Annotated in this window: 17 protein-coding genes; 10 read left to right on the forward strand and 7 right to left on the reverse strand. The window is 65.3% G+C overall.

Translation table 11 applies throughout. The annotated features are described in order from the left end of the window. Window positions 1-32 precede the first annotated feature (32 nt). The gene (locus N0B28_RS16525; protein ID WP_345799352.1) at window positions 33-2,354 is read right to left on the reverse strand and encodes an acylase; all 2,322 of its coding nucleotides are present in this window, start codon (window positions 2,352-2,354) and stop codon (window positions 33-35) included. 208 nt (window positions 2,355-2,562) lie between these two features. Here N0B28_RS16525 and N0B28_RS16530 point away from each other — a divergent pair, with 208 nt between their 5' ends. After that, a complete protein-coding gene (locus tag N0B28_RS16530) occupies window positions 2,563-2,949 on the forward strand; it encodes a fe2+ zn2+ uptake regulation protein (protein WP_088515161.1) in 387 nt (128 codons plus the stop codon). A 40-nt stretch (window positions 2,950-2,989) separates the two neighbouring features. Here the strand turns inward: N0B28_RS16530 and N0B28_RS16535 are convergent, their stop codons facing one another. Then, window positions 2,990-3,178 (reverse strand): hypothetical protein, encoded by a 189-nt coding sequence (locus tag N0B28_RS16535; RefSeq protein ID WP_043860879.1) that lies wholly within the window; start codon window positions 3,176-3,178, stop codon window positions 2,990-2,992. Between the two features lie 455 nt (window positions 3,179-3,633). On the opposite strand from N0B28_RS16535, the gene N0B28_RS16540 reads away from it, so the two are divergent. Then, entirely contained in the window at window positions 3,634-4,014 is a 381-nt protein-coding gene (locus N0B28_RS16540; protein ID WP_043860880.1) for a Mor transcription activator family protein, read from the forward strand. A 79-nt stretch (window positions 4,015-4,093) separates the two neighbouring features. Here N0B28_RS16540 and N0B28_RS16545 read toward each other — a convergent pair whose 3' ends face one another. The 3 genes from N0B28_RS16545 to N0B28_RS16555 form a co-directional block, all read right to left on the reverse strand. Continuing rightward, window positions 4,094-7,768: a translocation/assembly module TamB domain-containing protein gene (locus tag N0B28_RS16545; protein WP_275727559.1), complete on the reverse strand. Its 3,675-nt coding sequence runs from the start codon at window positions 7,766-7,768 to the stop codon at window positions 4,094-4,096. Continuing rightward, window positions 7,765-9,504: an autotransporter assembly complex family protein gene (locus tag N0B28_RS16550; RefSeq protein ID WP_275727562.1), complete on the reverse strand. Its 1,740-nt coding sequence runs from the start codon at window positions 9,502-9,504 to the stop codon at window positions 7,765-7,767. The genes N0B28_RS16545 and N0B28_RS16550 overlap by 4 nt, the downstream gene beginning before the upstream one ends. 66 nt (window positions 9,505-9,570) lie before the next feature. Further along, window positions 9,571-10,221: a GNAT family N-acetyltransferase gene (locus N0B28_RS16555; RefSeq protein WP_043860883.1), complete on the reverse strand. Its 651-nt coding sequence runs from the start codon at window positions 10,219-10,221 to the stop codon at window positions 9,571-9,573. A 148-nt stretch (window positions 10,222-10,369) separates the two neighbouring features. On the opposite strand from N0B28_RS16555, the gene xthA reads away from it, so the two are divergent. From xthA to N0B28_RS16570, 3 genes are all read left to right on the forward strand, one after another. Then, complete coding sequence (gene xthA / locus N0B28_RS16560; RefSeq protein ID WP_275727565.1) at window positions 10,370-11,182, forward strand: exodeoxyribonuclease III; 813 nt, start codon at window positions 10,370-10,372, stop codon at window positions 11,180-11,182. A gap of 85 nt (window positions 11,183-11,267) precedes the next feature. Continuing rightward, window positions 11,268-12,578 carry a phosphate ABC transporter substrate-binding/OmpA family protein gene (locus N0B28_RS16565; RefSeq protein WP_275727566.1) on the forward strand — a complete coding sequence of 437 codons (1,311 nt, stop codon included), beginning with the start codon at window positions 11,268-11,270 and terminating at the stop codon, window positions 12,576-12,578. 160 nt (window positions 12,579-12,738) lie between these two features. Next, window positions 12,739-13,737, forward strand: coding sequence for a TerC family protein (locus tag N0B28_RS16570; protein WP_078480753.1), 999 nt, complete (start codon window positions 12,739-12,741; stop codon window positions 13,735-13,737). An 83-nt stretch (window positions 13,738-13,820) separates the two neighbouring features. Here the strand turns inward: N0B28_RS16570 and N0B28_RS16575 are convergent, their stop codons facing one another. Further along, a complete protein-coding gene (locus N0B28_RS16575) occupies window positions 13,821-15,050 on the reverse strand; it encodes an acyl-CoA dehydrogenase (protein WP_043860887.1) in 1,230 nt (409 codons plus the stop codon). A 150-nt stretch (window positions 15,051-15,200) separates the two neighbouring features. Here N0B28_RS16575 and N0B28_RS16580 point away from each other — a divergent pair, with 150 nt between their 5' ends. The 3 genes from N0B28_RS16580 (at window position 15,201) to N0B28_RS16590 (ending at window position 17,616) form a co-directional block, all read left to right on the forward strand. After that, window positions 15,201-16,127: a LysR family transcriptional regulator gene (locus N0B28_RS16580; protein ID WP_043860888.1), complete on the forward strand. Its 927-nt coding sequence runs from the start codon at window positions 15,201-15,203 to the stop codon at window positions 16,125-16,127. Window positions 16,128-16,294: 167 nt separating this feature from the next. Continuing rightward, window positions 16,295-16,696: a MerR family DNA-binding transcriptional regulator gene (locus tag N0B28_RS16585; RefSeq protein WP_043860889.1), complete on the forward strand. Its 402-nt coding sequence runs from the start codon at window positions 16,295-16,297 to the stop codon at window positions 16,694-16,696. 20 nt (window positions 16,697-16,716) lie between these two features. Continuing rightward, window positions 16,717-17,616, forward strand: coding sequence for a hydroxymethylglutaryl-CoA lyase (locus tag N0B28_RS16590; protein ID WP_210013942.1), 900 nt, complete (start codon window positions 16,717-16,719; stop codon window positions 17,614-17,616). A 550-nt stretch (window positions 17,617-18,166) separates the two neighbouring features. On the opposite strand, the gene N0B28_RS16595 is transcribed toward N0B28_RS16590, so the two are convergent. Then, on the reverse strand, window positions 18,167-18,685 hold the full coding sequence (locus N0B28_RS16595) for an MgtC/SapB family protein (protein ID WP_043860891.1): 519 nt from the start codon (window positions 18,683-18,685) through the stop codon (window positions 18,167-18,169). Between the two features lie 139 nt (window positions 18,686-18,824). On the opposite strand from N0B28_RS16595, the gene N0B28_RS16600 reads away from it, so the two are divergent. Together N0B28_RS16600 and ccoG are read left to right on the forward strand one after the other, a co-directional pair. Next, the gene (locus N0B28_RS16600) at window positions 18,825-19,064 is read left to right on the forward strand and encodes a DUF3203 family protein (RefSeq protein ID WP_210013941.1); all 240 of its coding nucleotides are present in this window, start codon (window positions 18,825-18,827) and stop codon (window positions 19,062-19,064) included. A gap of 121 nt (window positions 19,065-19,185) precedes the next feature. Then, a complete protein-coding gene (gene ccoG, locus N0B28_RS16605) occupies window positions 19,186-20,598 on the forward strand; it encodes a cytochrome c oxidase accessory protein CcoG (protein ID WP_043860893.1) in 1,413 nt (470 codons plus the stop codon). The last annotated feature ends 35 nt before the right edge of the window (window positions 20,599-20,633 follow it).

Genomic DNA, 20,633 nt, shown 5'->3' on the forward strand with positions numbered 1-20,633 from the left:
GGAGCGGGCTTGACCCGCGATGCAACCGACGCTCAACGTGCGCTGCTGGCTACAGCTGCAGTATCCGTCTCACGTATCACCTGCACCTGATACTGCGGGTCCGCCTTGATCTGCGCCTCGGTGAATGGAATGGTGTGCCAGTGCCCGGCCGAGAACGCACGGGTCTGGTCACTGGCATACACCGACCCCGCCTCGCTGGACTGGGAAAACGCCAGCAGCCCCTGCGCGTGCGGCCCCTTGTCATCGAAACTGACCACCTGCAGGTAACTGGTGCCGCTGATCACGGTGCGCTTGCCCCCCTCGCCCGGCACGCTCTGCATGGCGTTGTACACCCCAAGGCTCGACGGCCCGCCATGCATCGGCGTGCCGTCGCCCGCCTGCTGGATCTGCCCCCACTGCACATTCGCACTCAGCCCGGCCTCGGCCACCTGCGCCTGCGACGCCAATGCCGCCTCACGCACGGCCCTGGCCACCTCGGCACGCTCCAACGCAAGGCCGCGTGGGGTGTGCTGGGGGTCGGCCGGATCGAATGCCACGCGCCAGAATTCACCGTGCTCCTGCAACGCCTGCAGGATGTTCTGGAAGTGCACCAGGCCGATGCCACTGGCCAGGCCGGCCTTGCCATCCCACGCCGCCAGGCTGTCGCATACGGCCTTGAGCTGCGGATCGGCCGTGGCGCCCTTGCACCACTGCAACAGGTCGGGCAGCGCCAGCTCGGCCAGGTACACCTTGTCGTCCATGACCATGTGGTGCAGGTCCTGCGCGCTGATCTTGCCGGGGCGGTTCAACCGCAGCAGGGCAAAGCGGCTGCGCGGGCCCAGGGGCACGTCTTCGCGGCTGATGATCGGCGAGTAGCCGCGCAGCGGCTGCGCCGGGTTGACCATCCAGGCCGAATCGTTGGAGTGCTGTACGAAGTCGCCACGCAGCAGGCTGGGCTGCAGTTGCGCGGGGAAGATACCGGGCTGCGCCGCTCGCGCATCGACCTTCCAGTTGCAGGCGCTGCGCGAACCGTCGAGCACGATCAGTTCAAGGCCCGCCGCCGGGTCGCTGCACTGCGCCAGCAGCGGCGCATCCACATAGGGCACCACCGACTGGTTCAGGTACAACGCCTGCCCCCTGGCATCCACCGCCAGGGTGTTGACCCAGGGTATGCCCTGCAGGCGCTGCACCGACTGCTGCAGGGCCTGCAGGCTGTCGGCCTGGTTCATGCTGTACCACTGCTGCAGCACGCGGGTGTTGCCCAGGTTGGCATCACGCAGGCTGAAGGCAACCTGCCCGGTCCAGTCCAGCCGCCCGGGCCACTGCACCAGCGGGCCGTAGATCGTGCCGTACAGCTCGCGGGTGACCACCTGCTGCTGGCCGTCCTCAGCCTTGACCGACACGCTCACCGGCTGGCGGGTCATGGGGGTGGACACGCCGTCGAGCAGGTAGCGGGTCGAGTCTTTCGGGTCCAGTTGCAAGCGGTGCAAGGTGAAGTGCCGGGAGGTGTCAACGGTGTGCGTCCAGGCCAGATGCCGGTTGAAACCGATGTTGATCAGCGGCAGGCCGGGCAACGCGGCGCCCATCACGTTCAGCTTGCCGGGGATGCTCAACTGCATCTGGTAGAAGCGCATGCCACCCACCCACGGGAAATGCGGGTTGGCCAGCAACAGGCCACGGCCATTGGCCGAACGCTCGTGCCCTATCGCCACCGCGTTGCTGCCGCGCTCAAGCGCAAAGTTGGCCTGGCGCGCCTGGGCCACACTGAAGGCCGCAGCCGGCAACCCCGCCGCTGCACCGGGGGGCGCGGCACCGGCCACGGCTTCGACGAACTGCCCGGCCCCACCCTCGACCAGCAGGCGCCGGGTCAGCTTGACCAGGTCCAGGGCGGTGATGGGGCGCAGCCACTCGGCCTGCTGGCACTGGGCAGGCAGGCCCTGGGCAGTGCGCTCGGCCAGCGCGCGGTTGTAGCCCAGCGCGTAGCCTTCGAGCAATGAACGGATCGGCGCCGGTTGCGCCTGCCAGTACGCAGACACCGCCGCCGGCGTGTTCAGCCAGGTGAAAAACACGTCGCTGGCCAGGTTTTCACGCTGCTCCAGGGTCAGCGCCTGCGGCCCGAAGAACCGCGAGCGCTCACCGTTGACGGTCACCACTTCGTTGGCCAGCAGGCACAGGTTGTCCTGCGCGTAGGCATACCCGATGCCATAGCCCAGGCCACGCTCATCGCGGGCCACGATGTGCGGCACACCGAAGCTGGTGCGGCGGATCTCGGCCCGGGCCTCGCCCGGCGGCGCCTCGCGGGCGTGGGCTGAACAACTCAGAGCAACCAGCAGGGCCGTCAGGCAGAACGAGGGGATCGAGCGATTGGCAAACACGCGGACTCCGGCAGCATCAGGGTGAACGAACATCCTGACTAGACGAATTTCATCATGAAAATTTACCGCTTTTGCGCCGCTCGTTCGTCTCTCTCTACATAAAGGCAATATTTTTTGCCTTGCCGATGCAGATTTGCCGCGCTCGTTCGTCTTATAGAGTGAGAGCACCACACGCAAACTGGACAGGCTCGGGAAAGGGAGTTTTCACATGTACAACCAGCAACAGCCAATCACACCGCTGCGCTTCAGGCGCAAAGCCCACGCGCCGCTGCCGGAAAAGCCCGAAGCGGCTGAACCGGACCGCGCCGGCAACGAACATATCCGCGAACTGCTCAAGGCATTCGGCCTGCGCACCAGCCTGATCCGGCTGAAGGTCATCGATGCGCTGCACGCGGCCGCCAGAGAGGGGCGCAGTATCGGGGTGCGCGGGGTGCACAGCCAGCTCGAGCAGCTGGATATTCCGCTGTCGTTCCTGAGCGTTCGCGAAGTGCTCAAGCGCCTGTGCGTCGAAGGTGTGATCAGCCTGGGCAGCGACAAGTGCTACAGCCTCAACCCCGAGGCTCGCGCGGTGCTGGAACAGCCGGTTTCACGCTAGGCCAACGGCCGGGTGACGCCGGCCGCAGCCTCGCAAGCGGTCAGAACTTGACCTTGCGCCGCATGATGCCGTTCACGATCACGGCCAATACGGCTACGCCGATGGCGATGTACTGGAACACCTTTTCGCTGATCACGCCGGCGTTCTGCAGGTACGAGCCGCCCAGCATGATTGCCAGCACCACCAGGGCAACCAGGATCGAGTATTTCAGGCGTTGAGCTTGAGTCATTGAAAAATCCTTACGACAACGGGTTTGAGGGCCCTACTGCGGCCGGCGGCCATGATACAACGCCACGTCACGCAGGAGGATGTTTCCCGGTTTTTCCCGACGCGACAACCTGAAATCATCCGCCAGGTGTGCCCGTGCCTTGCGTTCAGGGTTGAGCAACCTGAACCACAGCGCTGGAGCAGGCTCGCCGTAGACACGCGGCCACGCCCTCCCTGGCGCCGCTGGTTCCTACAACAGACCACCGACTTCCTCACGCAATGTGTACGGAAAGACTACCTCCCCTGACCCGCTTGCTGCCTAGATCTCCCCTTGGCGGTTGACCGAGAATTCCTTCAGGCCACTTGGCAGTTCAACGCTGTCGACGTGGGGCGCGCCGCACCTGGCAAGGATGCTCAGGCACGGACGGCACCCGATGAAGTGGCCCCTTCGCTCATACCGCCAACAAGGAAGTCATCATGGAACTGTGTGACCTGAACAAGATCGACATCGAACAACTGCCCCAGTCACTGCAGATGCTCATCGAATGCATCGGGCTGGAGCATGCCTACCGCCTGACCACCATCTACGGCGGCCGCCCCAAGTACATTCCCAAGCACCGCGAGCGCACCACGCTGGCCGAGATCCTGCCAACCGAAGCGCTGGATGCATTGATCAAGCGCTACGCCGGCATGGCGCTGGAGATTCCCAAGGCCGATCACTTCAATCGCCAGCTGCGCAACCAGCAGATCCAGCAGGAAAGCTCCAATGGCCAGTCACGCAGCGTGCTGGCCGACAAGTACGGGTTGAGCCTGCGCCAGATCGGCAACATCCGGCGCCAGGAAGCGCACACGCGCTAGACACACCCTGCACACAACAACGCCAGGCGCGAGCGGTCGCGCCTGGCGTTGTTGTGTGCGCAGCCCTTGACGGGCCGTATCAGAAGTCGCGCTTGTAGAAGATATCCAGCGAGCTGGCGATACCGCTGGCAGCCTCCAGGTAGACCTTCTTGCTGAGCAGGTAGCGCAAGGCGATGGTGTTGGCCGGCTCGAACACCCCTACGCCGTAGCGCAGACTCAGGCGCTCGGTCAGCTTGCCGCTGGCCACCACGCTGGTGTTGTCGCCGCTGCCCTGGGTGTCGAGCTGGAAGTCCTCGATGCCCAGGCTCGATGCCAGGCTGCCGGTAATCCCCGCGCTGCCCGCCAGGCCCAGGCCCAGGGCCGCCTCCGCCAGCATGTTGTTGTCTTCGCCGGTATTGCCCAGCGGACGCCCCAGCACCAGGTACGACAAGGCCTGCTCCTGGCTCATCGCCGGCTCGGAAAACACTTGGGTGGTGGGCTGTTCGGCGCTGCCGCTGAGGCGGATGCCGGCAATCACGTCGTCGGTCTGGCGAATGGCCTCGATGTCCAGGTAGGGCTGGTCGATCGGCCCGGCAAACAGCAGCCGCGCACGGCGGATGGTCAGGCGCTGGCCATAGGCGCGGTAGCGCCCATCGGCCAGGCTGAGCTCGCCACGGGTATCGAGGTTGTCGCCAATGTGCACGCGCCCCAGCAGGTTGGCGGTCAGGCCGAAGCCGCTGAATGCCAGCTTGTCCTGCCCCACCTCCACGTCGATGTCCATGGCCACGGCCATCGGCGCCTTGCCCTGCTCGGTCTGGCGGCCGACGATGACCGTGTCATCCGACACCTTGACAGTCGAAGGCGGCAGTTCGCGCACGGTGATCTTGCCCTTGGGCACCAGCACCTTGCCGGTGACCGCGAGCTTTTCGCCGATCATCTGGATCTTCAGGTCCGGCGCCACCTCCAGGTTGGCGTAGGGTTCGACGGTGACCGGCAGGCGCTGCCCCTGCAGTTGCAACTCCACCGCCAGGCCCTGGGCCCAGCCGATCTGGCCACTCAGGCGGCCCTGGCCGACCGGGCCGCTCTTCCACTCGCCGCCCAGTTGCACCTGCTCGCCTGCGATCTGTGCCCGCAGGCTGAGGTCGCTGAGGCTGATGGGCAACTCGGCACCCGACACTTCGCCATTGCTCAGCGTCAGGTTGCCGTTGACCTGGGGCGCCAGCAGCGTACCGGTGATCTGTCCGCTGCCGTTGAGCTGACCAGCCAGGCGCTCGACCATGGGCGCGAACGGCCGGCCCACCGACAGGTCCAGCCCGCTCAGGCGGAAGTCTCCGCTCAGCGGCTTGTTGCGCGCCAGCGGGTCGATGCGCGCCGACAGGGTCAGCTCGCCCAGGCGCCCGCCCACGAACTCCAGGCGCGTGTCCACGCGGCGCGGGCCCAGGGTGCTGTTCAGGCGCAGCGCCTGGTACGGGAAGTCCAGCCATCGATCCTTTTCCCGCACCCGCAAGGTGCCGCCACTGGCGTCCACCACGATCGACCCCTTGGGCCCGCTGGCCGGCAGATCGAGGTTGATGTCGGCATTGAGCATGCCCTGCCAGGCGAAGTCCTTGGGCAACCACTGCGCCAGGCTTTGCAGCGGGAACTGCTTGAGGTGGTAGCGCAGGCGCGGGTCGGGCATCAGGCGCTGGTCTTCACCACACAGGCTGGCCTGCCCGGAGCGCCAGCAATGGGCGCCGAAATCCACCTGCCCATTGGCCAGGCGCTGCAACCTGGCCGGTGCCTGCAGCTGCCAGTCCTGCCCGCCCGCCTGCACCTGGCCGCTGGCCAGGCGTCCGCGCCAGTTGCCCTTGTCGAGCTGACCGTCCAGGCCCAGGTCGAGCTTGAGCTGCGGCCCATCGAGGGCCAGTTGCAATTGCTGCTTGCCAATGTCGCCCTGGCCTTTGGCGGTCAGGGTGCCCAGGTTGGTTTCGCCCAGGCGGATCGACCCGGCCTGCAGGTCGATCAGGGCACGCTGGGCGCTGTCCAGCCGGGCGTCCAGGTCAAGGCGTTGCACGCGGTTTTCGGCCTGGCCCAGTTGCTGGCCCTGCAAGGTCAGTTGCCCCTGCGGCGCCTTGAGCGTACCGGCCACATCAAGCCGACCCTTGAGCTGGCCTTGCAGTTGCGGCCACAGCTGGCCCAGGCGCGGCAGGTTGAGGTCAAGCTGACCGGCCAGGCGTTGCTGCACACTGGCGCTGCCGTTGATCTTGTTGTCCCCCAGCTGGATCAGCAAGGTGCCCAGGGTCCAGTTCTCGCCTGCACCGTCGGCCTTGGCCTGCAGCACGGCGGGCTGGCCGCGCAATCGCCCCTTGAGGTCCAAGTCGGCATTCAGGCGCAGCGTGTCGCCCTTGAGTTCGCCCTTGCTGCGCAGCGGGCCCGCCAGGGTGCCCGGCAGCTCGGCCAGCCAGTACGCCGGGTTGAGCGCCGACAATTCCAGTGCCGCGTCCCACGCCACGCCCTCGGCAAACTGCACGGCGACGCTGCCGGCCACCTTGCCCTGGCCGGCTTCAAGGGCCAGCTGTGGCAGGCTGACCTGGCCCAGGTCGCCCTTGAACGGGCTGCTGACCTTGAAGGCACCTGCCGGCCCGTCCAGGTCGCCACTGAAATCGCCCTGGTAGTTGCCGTCGCGGTAGTTGACCTTGGCGTTCAGGCGCCGCAGCGTGACCTGCGGAGCCTCGTCCAGCGGGTACAGGCGCAGCCACGGGAAGTCCAGCCAGTCGATGCTGGCATCGGCAACCAGACCGCTCTGCCAGTCGGCAGTGGCGCTGAGCGTGACACGCTGTTGCGCGGCGGCGCTCAGGTCCAGGGCAGCGATCTGGGCGCCCTTGGCATCCACCCGGCCACGCAGGCTCAGGCTGATCGGCCCCTGCTCGGCCGGCAGGCGACCGGCGCCCACCAGTTGGTAACCTTTTGCCAGGTCGCCATAGGCACTGAGTTCCAGCTGCTCGAACTGCAGGGTGTCCGGCAATCCGGCCGATGGCTTGAAGCCGGTGGCGCTCAGGCGTACCTGGGCCGGCAGGTGCTCGGCCAGGGGCTGCAATTGACCCGCCAGGCGCCCTTGCAGGTAGCCGCTGCTGTCGGCCTGCAGGTCGAGGCTTTTCTGCAGGTCGCCTTTTATCTGCACCGCCAGTTGCCAGGGCTGGTCGTCGATGGCCGGCAGTTGCACCTGACCCTGCAGCTGCAACGGCCAGTCACCCACCGGTTGCAGCAGGCCGCTGAGGTTCAGGCTGAGGTCTTCGCGTTGCAGGTTCAGGCTGTCGATCTGCAGGCCCTGGGCGGTCCAGTGTGCAGCCAGTTGCAACTGGCTCAACTGCTCGCTGCCGTCCAGATGCAACTGGCCGACCTGTACTTCGCCCAGTTCGATCGCCACTGGCAACTGGAGGCTGGGCAACTGCAGCGGCCCGCTGTCGGGCGCTGCCTCGCTGGGGGCGAAGTCCAGGTTGACCTGCCCGGCGCGCAGCTGGTCGATACACAAGGTCATGCGCAACAGGCAGCCGGGCGACCAGGCAAACACCGGCGCAAGCACTTCGACACGGTCCTCGCCCTGCTGCCAGATCAGCCGATCGGCCTGCCATTGCCCGCCAAGGCGGCCTTGAAAATTGTCCAGCTGCAAGCCCGGCACCAGGCTCAAGGCCCAGCGGCTGCCGGCCTGGGTACCCAGCAGGATACCCACGGCCAGCACCAGCACGACCAGCAGCGCCAGCAGGGCCAGCCCGCCGCGTTTCAACACCTTGCTCACAACTCGGGCCCCATGGAAAAGTGCAAACGTATGCCGCCGTCATCGTCCAGCGCCTTGGCCAGGTCGAGCCGCAGCGGGCCGACCGGCGACACCCAGCGCACACCGAAGCCGACGCCGGTCTTGAGGCTGGGAAGCTCCAGGCTGTTGAACGAGTTGCCCTGGTCGACGAAGGTCGCCAGGCGCCACTTCTCGGCGATCGAGTACTGGTACTCGGCACTGGCGGCCACCAGGTAGCGCCCGCCGATACGGTCGCCATCGGCGTTCTTGGGTGAAAGGGTCTGGTAGTCGTAGCCACGCACGCTCTGGTCGCCACCGGCAAAGAAGCGCAGCGAGGGGGGCACCGACTTGTAGCCGTTGGTGGCGCTGCCGCCGAACTGCACCCGGCCCAGGAAGCGGTGGTTCTGCGCCACGGTGGTCAGGCCCTTGAGCAGCACGTTGCCATGCAGCAGGTTGGTGTCGGACAGCAGCCCTTCCTTGGCCACCTGCGCGTCGAACTGCAAGCGGTAGCCGTTGTGCGGGTCGATGCGGTTGTCGCTGCGCAGGTAGCTGTAGCTCACACCCGGCATCAGCAGGGTGCTCAAACCCGAATCATCACCCAGACGGTACTCTTCGCGCTGCCACTTGAGCGATACCACGCGCTGCCAGCCGCTGGGCAGCTTGCTGTGCCATTCCGGGCCCACGGTGAGCAGTTTGCTGAGGCTGTCGGTGCCGGCGATCTCTTCGTTCTGGTAGCCGCCGGCAAAGCGCAGCTTGTCGGTCAACGGCGGGTCGAGCGGTATGTCGTACCACAGGCCGACGTTCTGGCGCGGCGCCGAAAGCTCGGTTTCCAGGCCATAGCTGTGGCCTTGCGGGTTGACCCAGTGGCGGGTCCAGTTGGCCTTGCCGCGCGGCCCGACGTCGGTCGAAAAGCCCAGGCCCAGGCCCATGGTGCGGGGCTTGCGGGTTTGCAGTTGCACCTCTACCGGGATGCTCTGCGCCACGGCGGCAGTGGGCGCAGCGTCGACCCGCACGCCTTCGAAGTAGCCGCTCGATTGCAGCGCGTTGTTCAGTTCGGCGATCAGTTCGGAGTCGTAGGGGGTGCCTTGCTTGAAGGGCACCATGCGTTGCAGCAGGCTCTCGTCGAACGGCGCGTCGCCTTCGAAGCGGACCTTGCCCAGCTGGTAACGCGGGCCGCTGTCGTACACCAGTTCGATGTCCGCCACACCCGCCGCCGGGTCGACCGCCAGGCGCTGGCGCAGGAAATGCCCGCTGAAGAAACCATAGCGCGAGGCCTGGTTCTGGATCAGCCGCTTGGCGTCCTCGTAGTTGCCATGGTTGAGCACAGCCCCAGGCCGCAGCGCCTTGCTCGAAGGAACCCGGAAGGCCGTCATCTCGCTGGCCGGGCCCTCGACGCGCACGGTCACCTCGCGCAGGCGCACCGGCTCGCCCGGCTCGATGCTGAGCACCAGTTGCGGGCCCTTGTCGGCCTTGGGCGAAGGTTTGACCTGGCTGTCGATCTGCGCCTGGTAGTAGCCCAGCGCCTGGGCAGCTTTTCTGGCCTGCTCCACGGCGCCGCGGCTGAAGCGCAGCAGCGCTTCTTCATCGCGGGTGCCAAGGCTGCCGATATAGCCTTCGACGTTGGCCTTGAGCTCGTTGTTGGCGGGCTTGATGCGTACTACCAGCTCGCTCTGTGCGTACACCGCGCAGCTGGCAAACCATAAAATCAACCCGCAGGTGAATCGTCCTGAATACGTCATAGGCGCGGATGCTACCAGAGCTTGGCGGTTGCCCGCAGCTCGCCGACGGTCTGATACATCACCCCTTCAGGCCTGTGCCTGGCGCAAACGCTGGGGATTGGGATGAAAAAACACATGCTCGCGGATTGGTCCTACAGCAATTTCACCGATTTCCAGGTAGCCCTGTCGCTTGTAGAACTCGAGGTAGTGGTCATTGCCGGTATTCAGTACCACCCCTTCGGACTGTTCGTCCTCGGCGCACCAGTCATGCAGCGCCAGCAGCAACTGTTCGCCATAGTGATGGCCCTGGAACTGCGGGTGAATGCCCAGTAGCGGCAGCACATGCACCGCGTCGCCCGGCACACAGGCCATGACCGCGGCCTGGTAGTCCAGGTAGCGCCGGGTACAGCGCAGGCCGGCGCTCAGCAGCATGCGCAGGCGCCACGCCCAGCTCTCGGTGATGCCCAGGCGCCGCTGCGGCGGGGCGATCAGGGCGATGCCGATCAGCCGGTCCTGCACCAGCAGGCCCAGCGCCGGCAGGTCCTGGAAGAAATGCTGACGCACCAGCTCGCGTACCGTGGCGCGCACGCGATGGTCGTAGCCGGGGCGATCGGCCTCGAACAGGTAGCGGAAGGTCGGCTCATGCCGGTAGGCCTGGTACAGCAGCGAGCGCGCCTCACGGCTGTAGCCGCTGTCGAGCTGACGAACTTCGGCCGGTACGGCAGGGGTATCGGACATGGTGACTCTCCTGGTGGGCTTCAATGCCTCTTTCTGAGTAGTGCGCGCTGGCCAACGTTCCCTTTGACTATAGGCCAGGACGCCACGTGTGCTGACACGCCGGGCGCCATCGGCTAGCATTCCCGATTTGCTCAGGATTGCGCCCCCCATGAAGATCGTCTCGTTCAACATCAATGGCCTGCGCGCCCGCCCCCATCAACTGGCCGCGCTGATCGAAAAGCACCAGCCGGACGTGATCGGCCTGCAGGAAACCAAGGTGTCCGACGAGCAGTTCCCGCTGGCCGAGGTGCAGGCGCTGGGCTACCACGTGCACTTTCACGGGCAGAAAGGCCACTACGGTGTCGCCCTGCTGTCGCGCCAGGCGCCGCTTAGCCTGGTCAAGGGCTTCAGCACCGATGAAGAGGACGCGCAGCGGCGTTTCATCTGGGGTACCTTCGCCGACGAGCACGGCAACCCCATCACCATCATGAACGGCTACTTCCCCCAGGGCGAAAGCCGTGACCACCCCACCAAGTTCCCGGCCAAGCAGCGCTTCTACGAAGACCTGCAGGCCCTGCTCGAATCCCGATTCCAGAACGACCAGCCACTGGTGGTGATGGGCGATGTGAACATCTCGCCCGAGGACTGCGACATCGGCATAGGCCCAGACAATGCCAAGCGCTGGCTGAAGACCGGCAAGTGCAGCTTCCTGCCCGAAGAGCGCGGGTGGATGGCGCGCCTGAAGAACTGGGGCCTGACCGACAGCTTCCGCCATCTGCACCCGGAAGTGGCCGACCGCTTCAGCTGGTTCGACTACCGCAGCCGCGGCTTCGAGGACGAGCCCAAGCGCGGGCTGCGCATCGACCTGATCCTGACCTCCCAGGCACTGCTGCCGCGCATCAAGGCCGCCGGGGTCGACTACGAGTTGCGCGCCATGGAGAAACCCTCCGACCATGCGCCGATCTGGCTGGAACTGAACTGAGCCATGCGCTCGATGGCAGTCATTGGACTGTCATCGATCTGTCTTAATCTGCGCTCACCATCTTGAGTGCAGAGCACCCCCGGCAATGTTGCGATCTTTCTGTCTGCTGCTTGGCCTGCTGCCGGCGCTGTGCTGCGCCGAGCCGGCCAGCCTGCGCCTGCAAGGCTCCAATACCGTGGGCAGCGTGCTCGGCCCCGCGCTGGTACGCGGCCTGCTGCAGGCCCAGGGCGCCCGGTCGATCCAGACCCTGCCCGGCGCACGACCCAACGAGGTGTGGGTGCAGGGGGTTTCGCCACAGGGCCAGACACTGCGCGTGAGCATTGCCGCCCATGGCTCGAGCACCGGCTTTGCCGCGCTCAAAAGCGGCGACGCCGACCTGGCGGCCACCTCACGCCCGATCAACGACAGCGAGCAGCAGGCGCTGCACGCGCTGGGCGACCTGAAAAGTGCCGACGCCGAACAGGTCATCGCCCTCGATGGCGTGGCCGTCATCGTGCACCCGGACAACCCGCTGCCCCAGCTGAGCACCACGCAACTGGCGCAGATCTTCGCCGGCCGCATCACCACCTGGGATGAACTGGGCGCCGGCAGCGGGCCGATCCACCTCTACGCCCGCGATGACCGCTCGGGCACCTTCGACACCTTCAAGGCCCTGGTGCTGGACGCCCAGCAGTATTCGCTGGCCAGCCACGCCAGGCGTTTCGAGTCCGGCGAGCAGTTGGCCGACGAGGTCAGTGCCGACCGCCAGGCCATCGGCTTCAGCAGCCTGGCGTCGGTGCACAGGGCCAAGGTGCTGGCCATCGTCGACGGCACCTCCCAGGCCATGCTGCCGACCCCCGCCCTGGTGGCCAGCGAAGACTACCCGCTGTCGCGGCGGCTGTACCTGTACCTGCCGCCCGCCCAGCGCAACCCGCTGGCCAGTGCCCTGGTGGAGTTCGCCCAGAGCGCAGCGGGCCAGGCCATCGTGGCCAGCAGCGGGTTCGTCGCACAGCAGGTGCGGCCGGTCCAGGTACAGGCCTTGCCGGGCATGCCGGCGCAGTACCGCCAGTTGATCGCCAACGCCAGGCGCCTGAATGTCAATTTCCGCTTCCAGGAAGGCAGCGCCAGCCTCGACAACAAGGCGCTGCGCGATGTGCAGCGCGTGCTGGCGTACCTGCGCGAACACCAGAAGCTGCAGCACAGCGTGGTGCTGGTGGGGTTCGGCGACGCCAAGGACGACCCCGACCGCGCCGCCCTGCTCTCGCGGCTGCGGGCCATGGCGGTACGCCGCGAACTGGTGCGCGAAGGGGTGAACCTGCGCGAAGTGACGGGCCTGGGCGGTCAGATGCCAGTGGCGACCAATGCCGCCGAAGAAGGCCGAATTCGCAATCGCCGCGTGGAAGTCTGGGTCTACTGACTCACCCACCCGGGAAACCATTTGTAACAGCCTCCCCCCTCACCCTTTCCAGAGGCGAGCTAGGCTTTGGCTCAGTGACACCGGGCCCCTCTGACGGCTGATCGCCGCCATGTCGGAGTCACAGTTGTTTTCATACAACTACGACGACAAGGAGGGGCTCATGAGCGCTCTGCCGTTATTTCTCTTCGACGATTTCCTGGGCACGGCCGTGTGGCTGTGGCTGGTGTTCATCACCCTGGTGGTGGCTCTGCTGGTCCTGGACCTTGGCGTGCTGCACCGTCGCCCGCACGACATCGAAATGCGCGAAAGCCTGCTGCTGTACTCGGCCTACTTCAGCGTGGGGCTGCTGTTCGGTGGCTGGGTGTGGCTGGAGCTGGGTGCGCAGAGCGCGCTGGAGTTCTACACCGGGCTGCTGGTGGAGCAGTCGCTGTCGATGGACAACGTGTTCGTCATGGCGATGATCTTCGGCTTTTTCGGCATCCCGCGCCGCTACCAGCACCGCGTGCTGTTCTGGGGCATTCTGGGCGTGGTGGTGCTGCGCGCCCTGATGATCGGCCTGGGCAGTGCGCTGGTGCAGGAATTCGACTGGATACTGTACCTGTTCGGCGCATTCTTGCTGTTTACCGGCCTCAAGATGCTGTTCACCCGCCACGAAACGCACCCGGACCTGGCACACAACCCGGTGATCAGGTTCGTGCGCCGGCACATGCGCGTGACCGATGACCTGCATGGGGCGCGCTTCTTCGTGCGCCTCAAACCGGCTGGCCAGCCCAGGGCACTGCTGTACGCCACACCGCTGTTCCTGGCCCTGGTGCTGATCGAGCTGGCCGACCTGGTGTTCGCGGTAGACAGCGTGCCGGCCATCCTGGCGATCACCCAGGACCCCTTCATCGTGTACACCTCCAACATCTTCGCCATCCTGGGCCTGCGTGCGCTGTACTTCGCCTTGGCGGCGCTGGTGCACCGCTTCGTTTACCTCAAGTACGCCCTGGCGCTGGTGCTGATATTCATCGGCGGCAAGATCTTCGCCCACGGCCTGATCGGCAAGGTGCCGCCGCTGCTGTCGCTGTGCGTGACGTTCGGGCTGCTGGCCGGTGGCGTGCTGCTGTCGCTGTTCAAGACACGAACGGCGGCCGAGGAGGTGAAACGGGTGGAGTAGCCTCGGGCAGCGTGTCGATACCCTCGCGGATCATGCCCGCCCCACCCGGTCAGCAGGCGATCCGCGAGGGCATCGACGCGGGCTCAGTGCCCGCTGCGCAGCATCTCCCGGGGCACGTACTTGCCGATCTCGTACTTGCCGATCGCCGCGCGGTGCACTTCATCCGGCCCGTCGGCCAGGCGCAGGGTGCGTTGCATCGCGTACATGTAGGCCAGCGGGAAGTCGGCGCTGACCCCTGCCCCGCCGTGAATCTGGATGGCCCGGTCGATCACCTTCAGCGCCACGTTCGGTGCCACCACCTTGATCTGCGCGATCTCGCTGCGGGCCACCTTGTTGCCGACGGTGTCCATCATGTAGGCCGCCTTGAGGGTCAGCAGCCGGGCCATGTCGATCTCCATGCGCGAGTCGGCGATCTTGTCGATGTTGCCACCCAGGCGCGCCAGCGGCTTGCCGAATGCGGTGCGCTCGGCCGAACGCTTGCACATCAGCTCAAGGGCACGCTCGGCCATGCCGATCGAACGCATGCAGTGATGGATGCGCCCCGGCCCGAGACGGCCCTGGGCGATCTCGAAGCCGCGCCCTTCGCCCAGCAGCACGTTGTCATACGGTACGCGCACGTTCTCGAACAGCACCTCGGCGTGGCCGTGGGGCGCATCGTCGTAGCCGAACACCGGCAACGGGCGAACGATCTTCACCCCCGGTGCATCGGTAGGCACCAGGATCATCGAGTGCTGCTGGTGACGCGGCCCGTCCGGGTTGCTCAGGCCCATGAAGATCATGATCTTGCAACGCGGGTCGCAAGCGCCGGAGGTCCACCACTTGCGGCCGTTGATCACCCACTCGTCACCGTCGCGCACCGCCCGTGCGGCCATGTTGGTGGCATCGGACGAGGCCACGTCGGGCTCGGTCATGGCGAACGCCGAACGGATCTCACCGCGCAGCAGCGGCTCCAGCCACTGGCGTTTCTGCGCCTCGCTGCCGTAGCGCACCAGGACCTCCATGTTGCCGGTGTCCGGGGCCGAGCAGTTGAACGGTTCCGGCCCCAGCAGCGAGCGGCCCATGATTTCGGCCAGCGGCGCGTACTCCAGGTTGGTCAGGCCGGCGCCCAGCTGCGACTCGGGCAGGAACAGGTTCCACAGGCCCTCGGCCTTGGCCTTGTCCTTGAGTTCTTCCATGATCGCGGTCGGCTGCCAGCGATCACCTTCGGCAACCTGGCGTTCGAACACCGCCTCGGCGGGATATACATAGGCGTCCATGAACGCGGTGACGCGTTCGCGCAGTGCCTGGACCTTGGGTGAATAGGCGAAATCCATGAGCGGTACCTGCTGGGAAAGGCGAGTGATTTAAGAGATCTGGCTTGGATGCTAGATCACCGGGCAAAATCCACCTAGCCTATTCTCGGCGTGTATAAACATTCATAACCGATATATGATCGGGCCATAACTCCAACAAGAGCGGCATCCATGAACCTCAGCAAGGTCGATCTGAACCTGTTCATCGTCTTCGATGCGATCTACACCGAAGCCAACCTGACCCGTGCCGGCCAGATCGTCGGCATCACCCAGCCTGCGGTGTCCAATGCGCTGGCGCGGCTGCGCGAGACCTTCAACGACCCGCTGTTCGTGCGTACGGCCCAGGGCATGGTGCCCACGCCCATGGCCCAGAACATCATCGGCCCGGTGCGCAATGCCTTGTCGCTGCTGCGGGTGTCGGTGCAGGAGAGCCGCATCTTCAACCCCTTGCAGGCCAACAAGACCTTCCGCATCAGCATGACCGACCTTACCGAGGCGGTGGTGCTGCCATCGCTGTTCCAGCGCCTGCGCCGGCTGGCGCCGAACGTGGTGATCGAGAGCTTTCTGTGCAAGCGCCGCGAGACCACCAAGGAACTGGCCGCCGGACGCCTGGACTTTGCCGTGGATGCACCGCTGAACACCGACCCGCAGGTGCGTCACGTCAAGCTGATGCAGGACCCGTTCGTGTGCGCGATGCGCCAGGGCCACCCGCTGGCCAGGGACAGCATCAGCCTGGAGGATTACCTGAGCCTGACCCACATCCAGATCTCCAGCCGGCGCAACGGCCTGGGGTATGTGGACCTGGCGCTCGGCAAGCAGGGGCTCAAGCGCAAGATCGCGCTGCGCTCGCAGCATTACCTGATGGCTTCGCAGGTGCTGCAGCAGACCGACATGGTGATGACCGTGCCGGAGCGCTTCGCACGGCGCCACCAACTGAACTACGTGAGCCTGCCGGTGGGCGACGTGCCGCCTTTGGAAACCCACCTGTACTGGCATGAAAGCACCGACCAGGACCCGGCCAACCGCTGGATGCGCGAGCAGATGATCGAGTTGTGCCAGGCGGTGGTGGCGCAGGACGAGCGGGAGGCACGCGCATAAGGTGCGGGCTGCGTTGCAGCCATCGCGGGTCGAGCCCGCTCCCACCCGACCTGCGCTGAAGCTGTGGGAGCGGGCGTGACCCGCGACAGCCATCCCCGAATGCCTGCTTGACGTATACGTCAACCAGCCAGTAGCTTAGCCGCATGCCCCCTTCCCCGAGCCATGCAATGAGCAGCCAGACCTACAGCATCTCCGACCTTTCCCGCGAACTCGACATCACCACCCGGGCCATCCGCTTCTATGAGGAGCAGGGCTTGCTCAGCCCCGAACGTCGTGGCCTGGAGCGTGTGTATTCGGCCCGCGACAAGGTCAGCCTCAAGCTCATCCTGCGCGGCAAGCGCATCGGTTTCTCGCTGGCCGAGTGCCGCGAGCTGATCGAACTCTACGACCCCACCAGCGGCAATCAGAAACAGCTGCACAGCATGCTGGCGAAGATCGCCGAGCGCCGCGCCCAGCTCGAACAGCAACTGCTCGACATCCAGCAGATGCAGCTGGAACTCGACACCGCCGAGGAGCGCTGCCAGCAGGCGCTGGCCACCACCCTGAACAATCAGAAAAACGGCCATTGAGGCCCACAGGAACCCTAGCCATGTCATTGCCTACCCATGTGCGTCTGGTCGAAGTCGGCCCCCGCGACGGCCTGCAGAACGAAGCCCAACCCATCAGCGTGGCGGACAAGGTCCGCCTGGTGGATGACCTGACCGACGCCGGCGTGTCCTATATCGAGGTGGGCAGCTTCGTCTCGCCCAAGTGGGTACCGCAGATGGCCGGTTCGGCCGACGTGTTCGCCAGCATCCGCCAGCAGCCCGGCATCACCTATGCGGCGCTGGCCCCCAACCTGCGCGGTTTCGAAGACGCACTGGCCGCAGGCGTCAAGGAGGTGGCCGTGTTCGCCGCCGCGTCCGAGGCGTTTTCGCAGCGCAACATCAACTGCTCGATCAGCGAAAGCCTGCAGCGCTTCGCGCCCATCATGCAGGCGGCGCGCGAACACGGGGTGAAGGTACGCGGCTATATCTCGTGCGTGCTGGGCTGCCCCTATGAAGGCCAGGTAGATGCCGAGCAGGTCGCCCCCATCGCCCGCGAGCTGCGCGACATGGGCTGCTATGAGGTGTCGCTGGGCGACACCATCGGCACCGGCACCCCGGGCGCCACCCGCCGCCTGTTCGAAGTGGTCGGCGGGCAGGTGCCGCGTGCCGAGCTGGCCGGGCACTTCCACGATACCTACGGCCAGGCGCTGGCCAACGTGTACGCCAGCCTGCTGGAGGGAATCAACGTGTTCGACAGTTCGGTCGCCGGCCTGGGCGGCTGCCCGTATGCCAAGGGCGCCAGTGGCAACGTGGCCAGTGAAGACCTGGTGTACCTGCTGCAGGGCCTGGGCATCGAGACCGGCATCGACCTGGACAAGCTGATCGACGCCGGCCAGCGCATCAGTGCCGTGCTGGGCCGCGCCAGCGGTTCGCGTGTGGCCAGGGCACGCGCTGCCCGGTAACGGTGCGCAGCAACAGGGCCAATGGGGGGTGAGTGTTACCGCCCCCACACCCGACAGGGAAAATCCGGGTAACACGGAAACAAATCAGCACAATTTCCCGTGGCGATTTTTCCATCAAACCAGCAAACCATTGATTTTATTGGGTTTTAAAAAGTTGGCACGGCACCTGCTATATCTTTCGTACAACAACAATAAAAAATGCGACAACCCAATAAAAATAAGACGTACCGGCTCTGACATAACAAGAACAACACGGCAGAGGCGCAGCTAACAGATTTTTTTGAAGTGGATGGCTTTTCGGGGGCGTGCCCCGCGACCTGACAGAGAACAATAAAACTACCCCAAGGTAGCGCCCGTCTCGGTTGGATCAGCAATGATAAAGGTCGATCAGCGCTCAAAAAAATACGTTTGCTCTTGATCCCGGATGGGGATCGCAACGCAACAAGAGGCAAGGGTCGCCAAAAACAACAATAGACCACCCTCCAATAATAAAAAGAGCACACGCAACAAAATTTGAGGGGAGCCCAGGCTCCCCTCAGTGCTTGCTGCCCTACTCGTTCTGCTGGTCATCCTCTGGCTTGCGCTTCTCCAGGCGGTCGACCACCCACGGCATCACCCCCAGCACCAGCAACGCCAGCACCGTGCTCACCAGCGCAGTGGCTTCGCGCCCCATGCCTGCGGCCACGCCGATGGCGGCGGTCATCCACAGGCCCGCAGCAGTGGTCAGGCCCTTCACATGACCCGCATCGTCCTCCTTGCCCTTGAGTATGGTGCCCGCCCCCAGAAAGCCGATGCCGGCGACGATCCCCTGCACCACCCGACTCAACGCTGCGTCGTCCGCCCCGGCCATGCGCGGCACCAGCACGAACAGCGCCGCACCGATGGCCACCAGCATGTGCGTGCGCACTCCCGCCGCCTTGCCCTTGAGCTCGCGCTCGAAGCCCAGCACCGCCCCCAGCAGCGCAGCCATCAGCAGGCGCACCGTCACCTGCGTCAGTTGCTTGGCATCGGTGATATCGGCGAATTCGGCAATCAGTGTCGACCAGACTTGGTGCCACCAGGCGTCCATGAGCAGCGTCCATCAGCAAGGGGATACTGGATGGACAACAGCCTGGCGCGCGAGTGCTGTCGACCGCTGATCGGCCACGCTCAGCAACCCGGCCGGCAACGGGGTCACAGCTGTAAGCCCCCCGTTCGAGGACACCGCCATGCCCATTGAAATCAACGAAACCACCAAGCGCTGCACCCTGATAGCCGACGACTTTAACATCGAAGGTGAAGCGGCAGAGGTGCAGATCATCACCGATGCCGACCTGCGCATGTCGATCGCGACCCTGGCCGGGCAACGGGTGCCGATCACCGAGGCAGAGGCTGACGCGCTCACCGTGGCAGGTGCGGTGGATAGTCGCAGGCATTTGAAGACCTCCGAGGAGGGCTCGATCATATAAGGGCTGCAGGGTTTCAAGCGATAATCTGATACGGTTTTTATCCAGATATCTGCACCTGTTATGCAAACAGATGGGACGCCATAGTGCTCTGGCCTGATCGAGGCCTGATGAGCGACGAACCATGAGCGAACGAATTCCCGTCCAGATCGTTGAAATTGCCGAGCCCTCCACGTTCAAGAAGAAGGCCGCCAGCAGCGACAGACACATCCACACCCGTAGCTTCACCGGCTTTTTCCGAAACCTGCGCCTGGGTGGCGCGGGTTTTCTGTTTCTGCTGTTTTTCGGCACCGTCTGGCTGAACTGGGACGGGCGCCAGGCGGTCCTCTGGGACCTGGCCGACAGCAAGTTCCACATCTTCGGCGCCACCTTCTGGCCGCAGGACTTCATCCTGCTGTCGGCGCTGCTGATCATCTGCGCCTTCGGCCTGTTCGCCATCACCGTGTTCGCCGGGCGCGTCTGGTGCGGCTACACCTGCCCGCAAAGCACCTGGACCTGGGTGTTCATGTGGTGCGAAAAGGTCACCGAGGGCGAACGCAACCAGCGCATCAAGCTCGATGCGGCGCCCTGGGGCCCCAACAAGCTGGCGCGCCGCGCAGCCAAGCACACCCTGTGGCTGGGCGTCAGCCTGCTGACCGCACTGACCTTCGTCGGCTACTTCACCCCCATCCGGCCACTGACCCAGGAGCTGTTCACCCTGCAGCTGGGTGGCGTCAGCCTGTTCTGGATCCTGTTCTTCACCGGTGCCACCTACATCAACGCCGGCTGGCTGCGCGAGGCGGTGTGCATGCACATGTGCCCGTATGCCCGGTTCCAGAGCGTGATGTTCGACAGGGACACCCTCACCATCGCCTATGACCCGCAGCGCGGCGAGTCGCGCGGGCCGCGCAAGAAGGACGCCAACCACAAGGCCCAGGGCCTGGGCGACTGCATCGACTGCCACATGTGCGTGCAGGTATGCCCCACCGGCATCGACATCCGCGACGGCCTGCAGATGGAGTGCATCGGCTGCGCCGCCTGCATCGACGCCTGCGACAGCATCATGGACAAGATGAGCTACCCACGCGGGCTGATCGGCTACAAGTCCGAGCACACCCTGCAAGGCGGCACCACCCAGTGGATGCGTCCGCGCCTGCTGGGCTACGTGACCGTGCTGGTGGTGATGATCGGCGCCCTGGTGATCGCCCTGCAGCAACGCCCGATGGTGTCGATGGACGTGATCAAGGACCGCGGCCTGTTCCGCGAGAACGCCCTGGGGCAGATCGAGAACATCTACACCCTCAAGGTCATCAACAAGACCCAGCAGCCGCAGACCTACCGCCTGCGCCTGGTGGACGCCGAGGGCTTCGAACTGCATGGCAAGACCGAGTTCACCCTGGCGGCCAGCGAGATGAGCGATATACCGGTCTCGGTGGCGATGCTGGCCGACCGTGCGCCCAGCAGCTCCCAGGAGATCAGCTTCGAACTCATCGACACCGACCAGCCGAACGTGCGCAGCCTTGCGCGCAGCCGTTTTGTCGCGCCTTTGAACCGCTGATCACATACACTCCGCTGAGTCAGACCGCCCAGAGC

The organism is Pseudomonas sp. SD17-1 (genome assembly GCF_029201585.1).
Taxonomy (GTDB): Bacteria; Pseudomonadota; Gammaproteobacteria; order Pseudomonadales; family Pseudomonadaceae; genus Aquipseudomonas; species Aquipseudomonas palmensis.

Bases quoted from the DNA above. Each gene is read 5' to 3' on its own strand.
- N0B28_RS16530 (WP_088515161.1), top strand. From the start codon at position 2,563: ATGTACAACCAGCAACAGCCAATCACACCGCTGCGCTTCAGGCGCAAA.
- N0B28_RS16535 (WP_043860879.1), bottom strand. From the start codon at position 3,178: ATGACTCAAGCTCAACGCCTGAAATACTCGATCCTGGTTGCCCTGGTG.
- N0B28_RS16540 (WP_043860880.1), top strand. From the start codon at position 3,634: ATGGAACTGTGTGACCTGAACAAGATCGACATCGAACAACTGCCCCAG.
- N0B28_RS16550 (WP_275727562.1), bottom strand. From the start codon at position 9,504: ATGACGTATTCAGGACGATTCACCTGCGGGTTGATTTTATGGTTTGCC.
- N0B28_RS16555 (WP_043860883.1), bottom strand. From the start codon at position 10,221: ATGTCCGATACCCCTGCCGTACCGGCCGAAGTTCGTCAGCTCGACAGC.
- xthA (WP_275727565.1), top strand. From the start codon at position 10,370: ATGAAGATCGTCTCGTTCAACATCAATGGCCTGCGCGCCCGCCCCCAT.
- N0B28_RS16565 (WP_275727566.1), top strand. From the start codon at position 11,268: ATGTTGCGATCTTTCTGTCTGCTGCTTGGCCTGCTGCCGGCGCTGTGC.
- N0B28_RS16570 (WP_078480753.1), top strand. From the start codon at position 12,739: ATGAGCGCTCTGCCGTTATTTCTCTTCGACGATTTCCTGGGCACGGCC.
- N0B28_RS16575 (WP_043860887.1), bottom strand. From the start codon at position 15,050: ATGGATTTCGCCTATTCACCCAAGGTCCAGGCACTGCGCGAACGCGTC.
- N0B28_RS16580 (WP_043860888.1), top strand. From the start codon at position 15,201: ATGAACCTCAGCAAGGTCGATCTGAACCTGTTCATCGTCTTCGATGCG.
- N0B28_RS16585 (WP_043860889.1), top strand. From the start codon at position 16,295: ATGAGCAGCCAGACCTACAGCATCTCCGACCTTTCCCGCGAACTCGAC.
- N0B28_RS16590 (WP_210013942.1), top strand. From the start codon at position 16,717: ATGTCATTGCCTACCCATGTGCGTCTGGTCGAAGTCGGCCCCCGCGAC.
- N0B28_RS16595 (WP_043860891.1), bottom strand. From the start codon at position 18,685: ATGGACGCCTGGTGGCACCAAGTCTGGTCGACACTGATTGCCGAATTC.
- N0B28_RS16600 (WP_210013941.1), top strand. From the start codon at position 18,825: ATGCCCATTGAAATCAACGAAACCACCAAGCGCTGCACCCTGATAGCC.
- ccoG (WP_043860893.1), top strand. From the start codon at position 19,186: ATGAGCGAACGAATTCCCGTCCAGATCGTTGAAATTGCCGAGCCCTCC.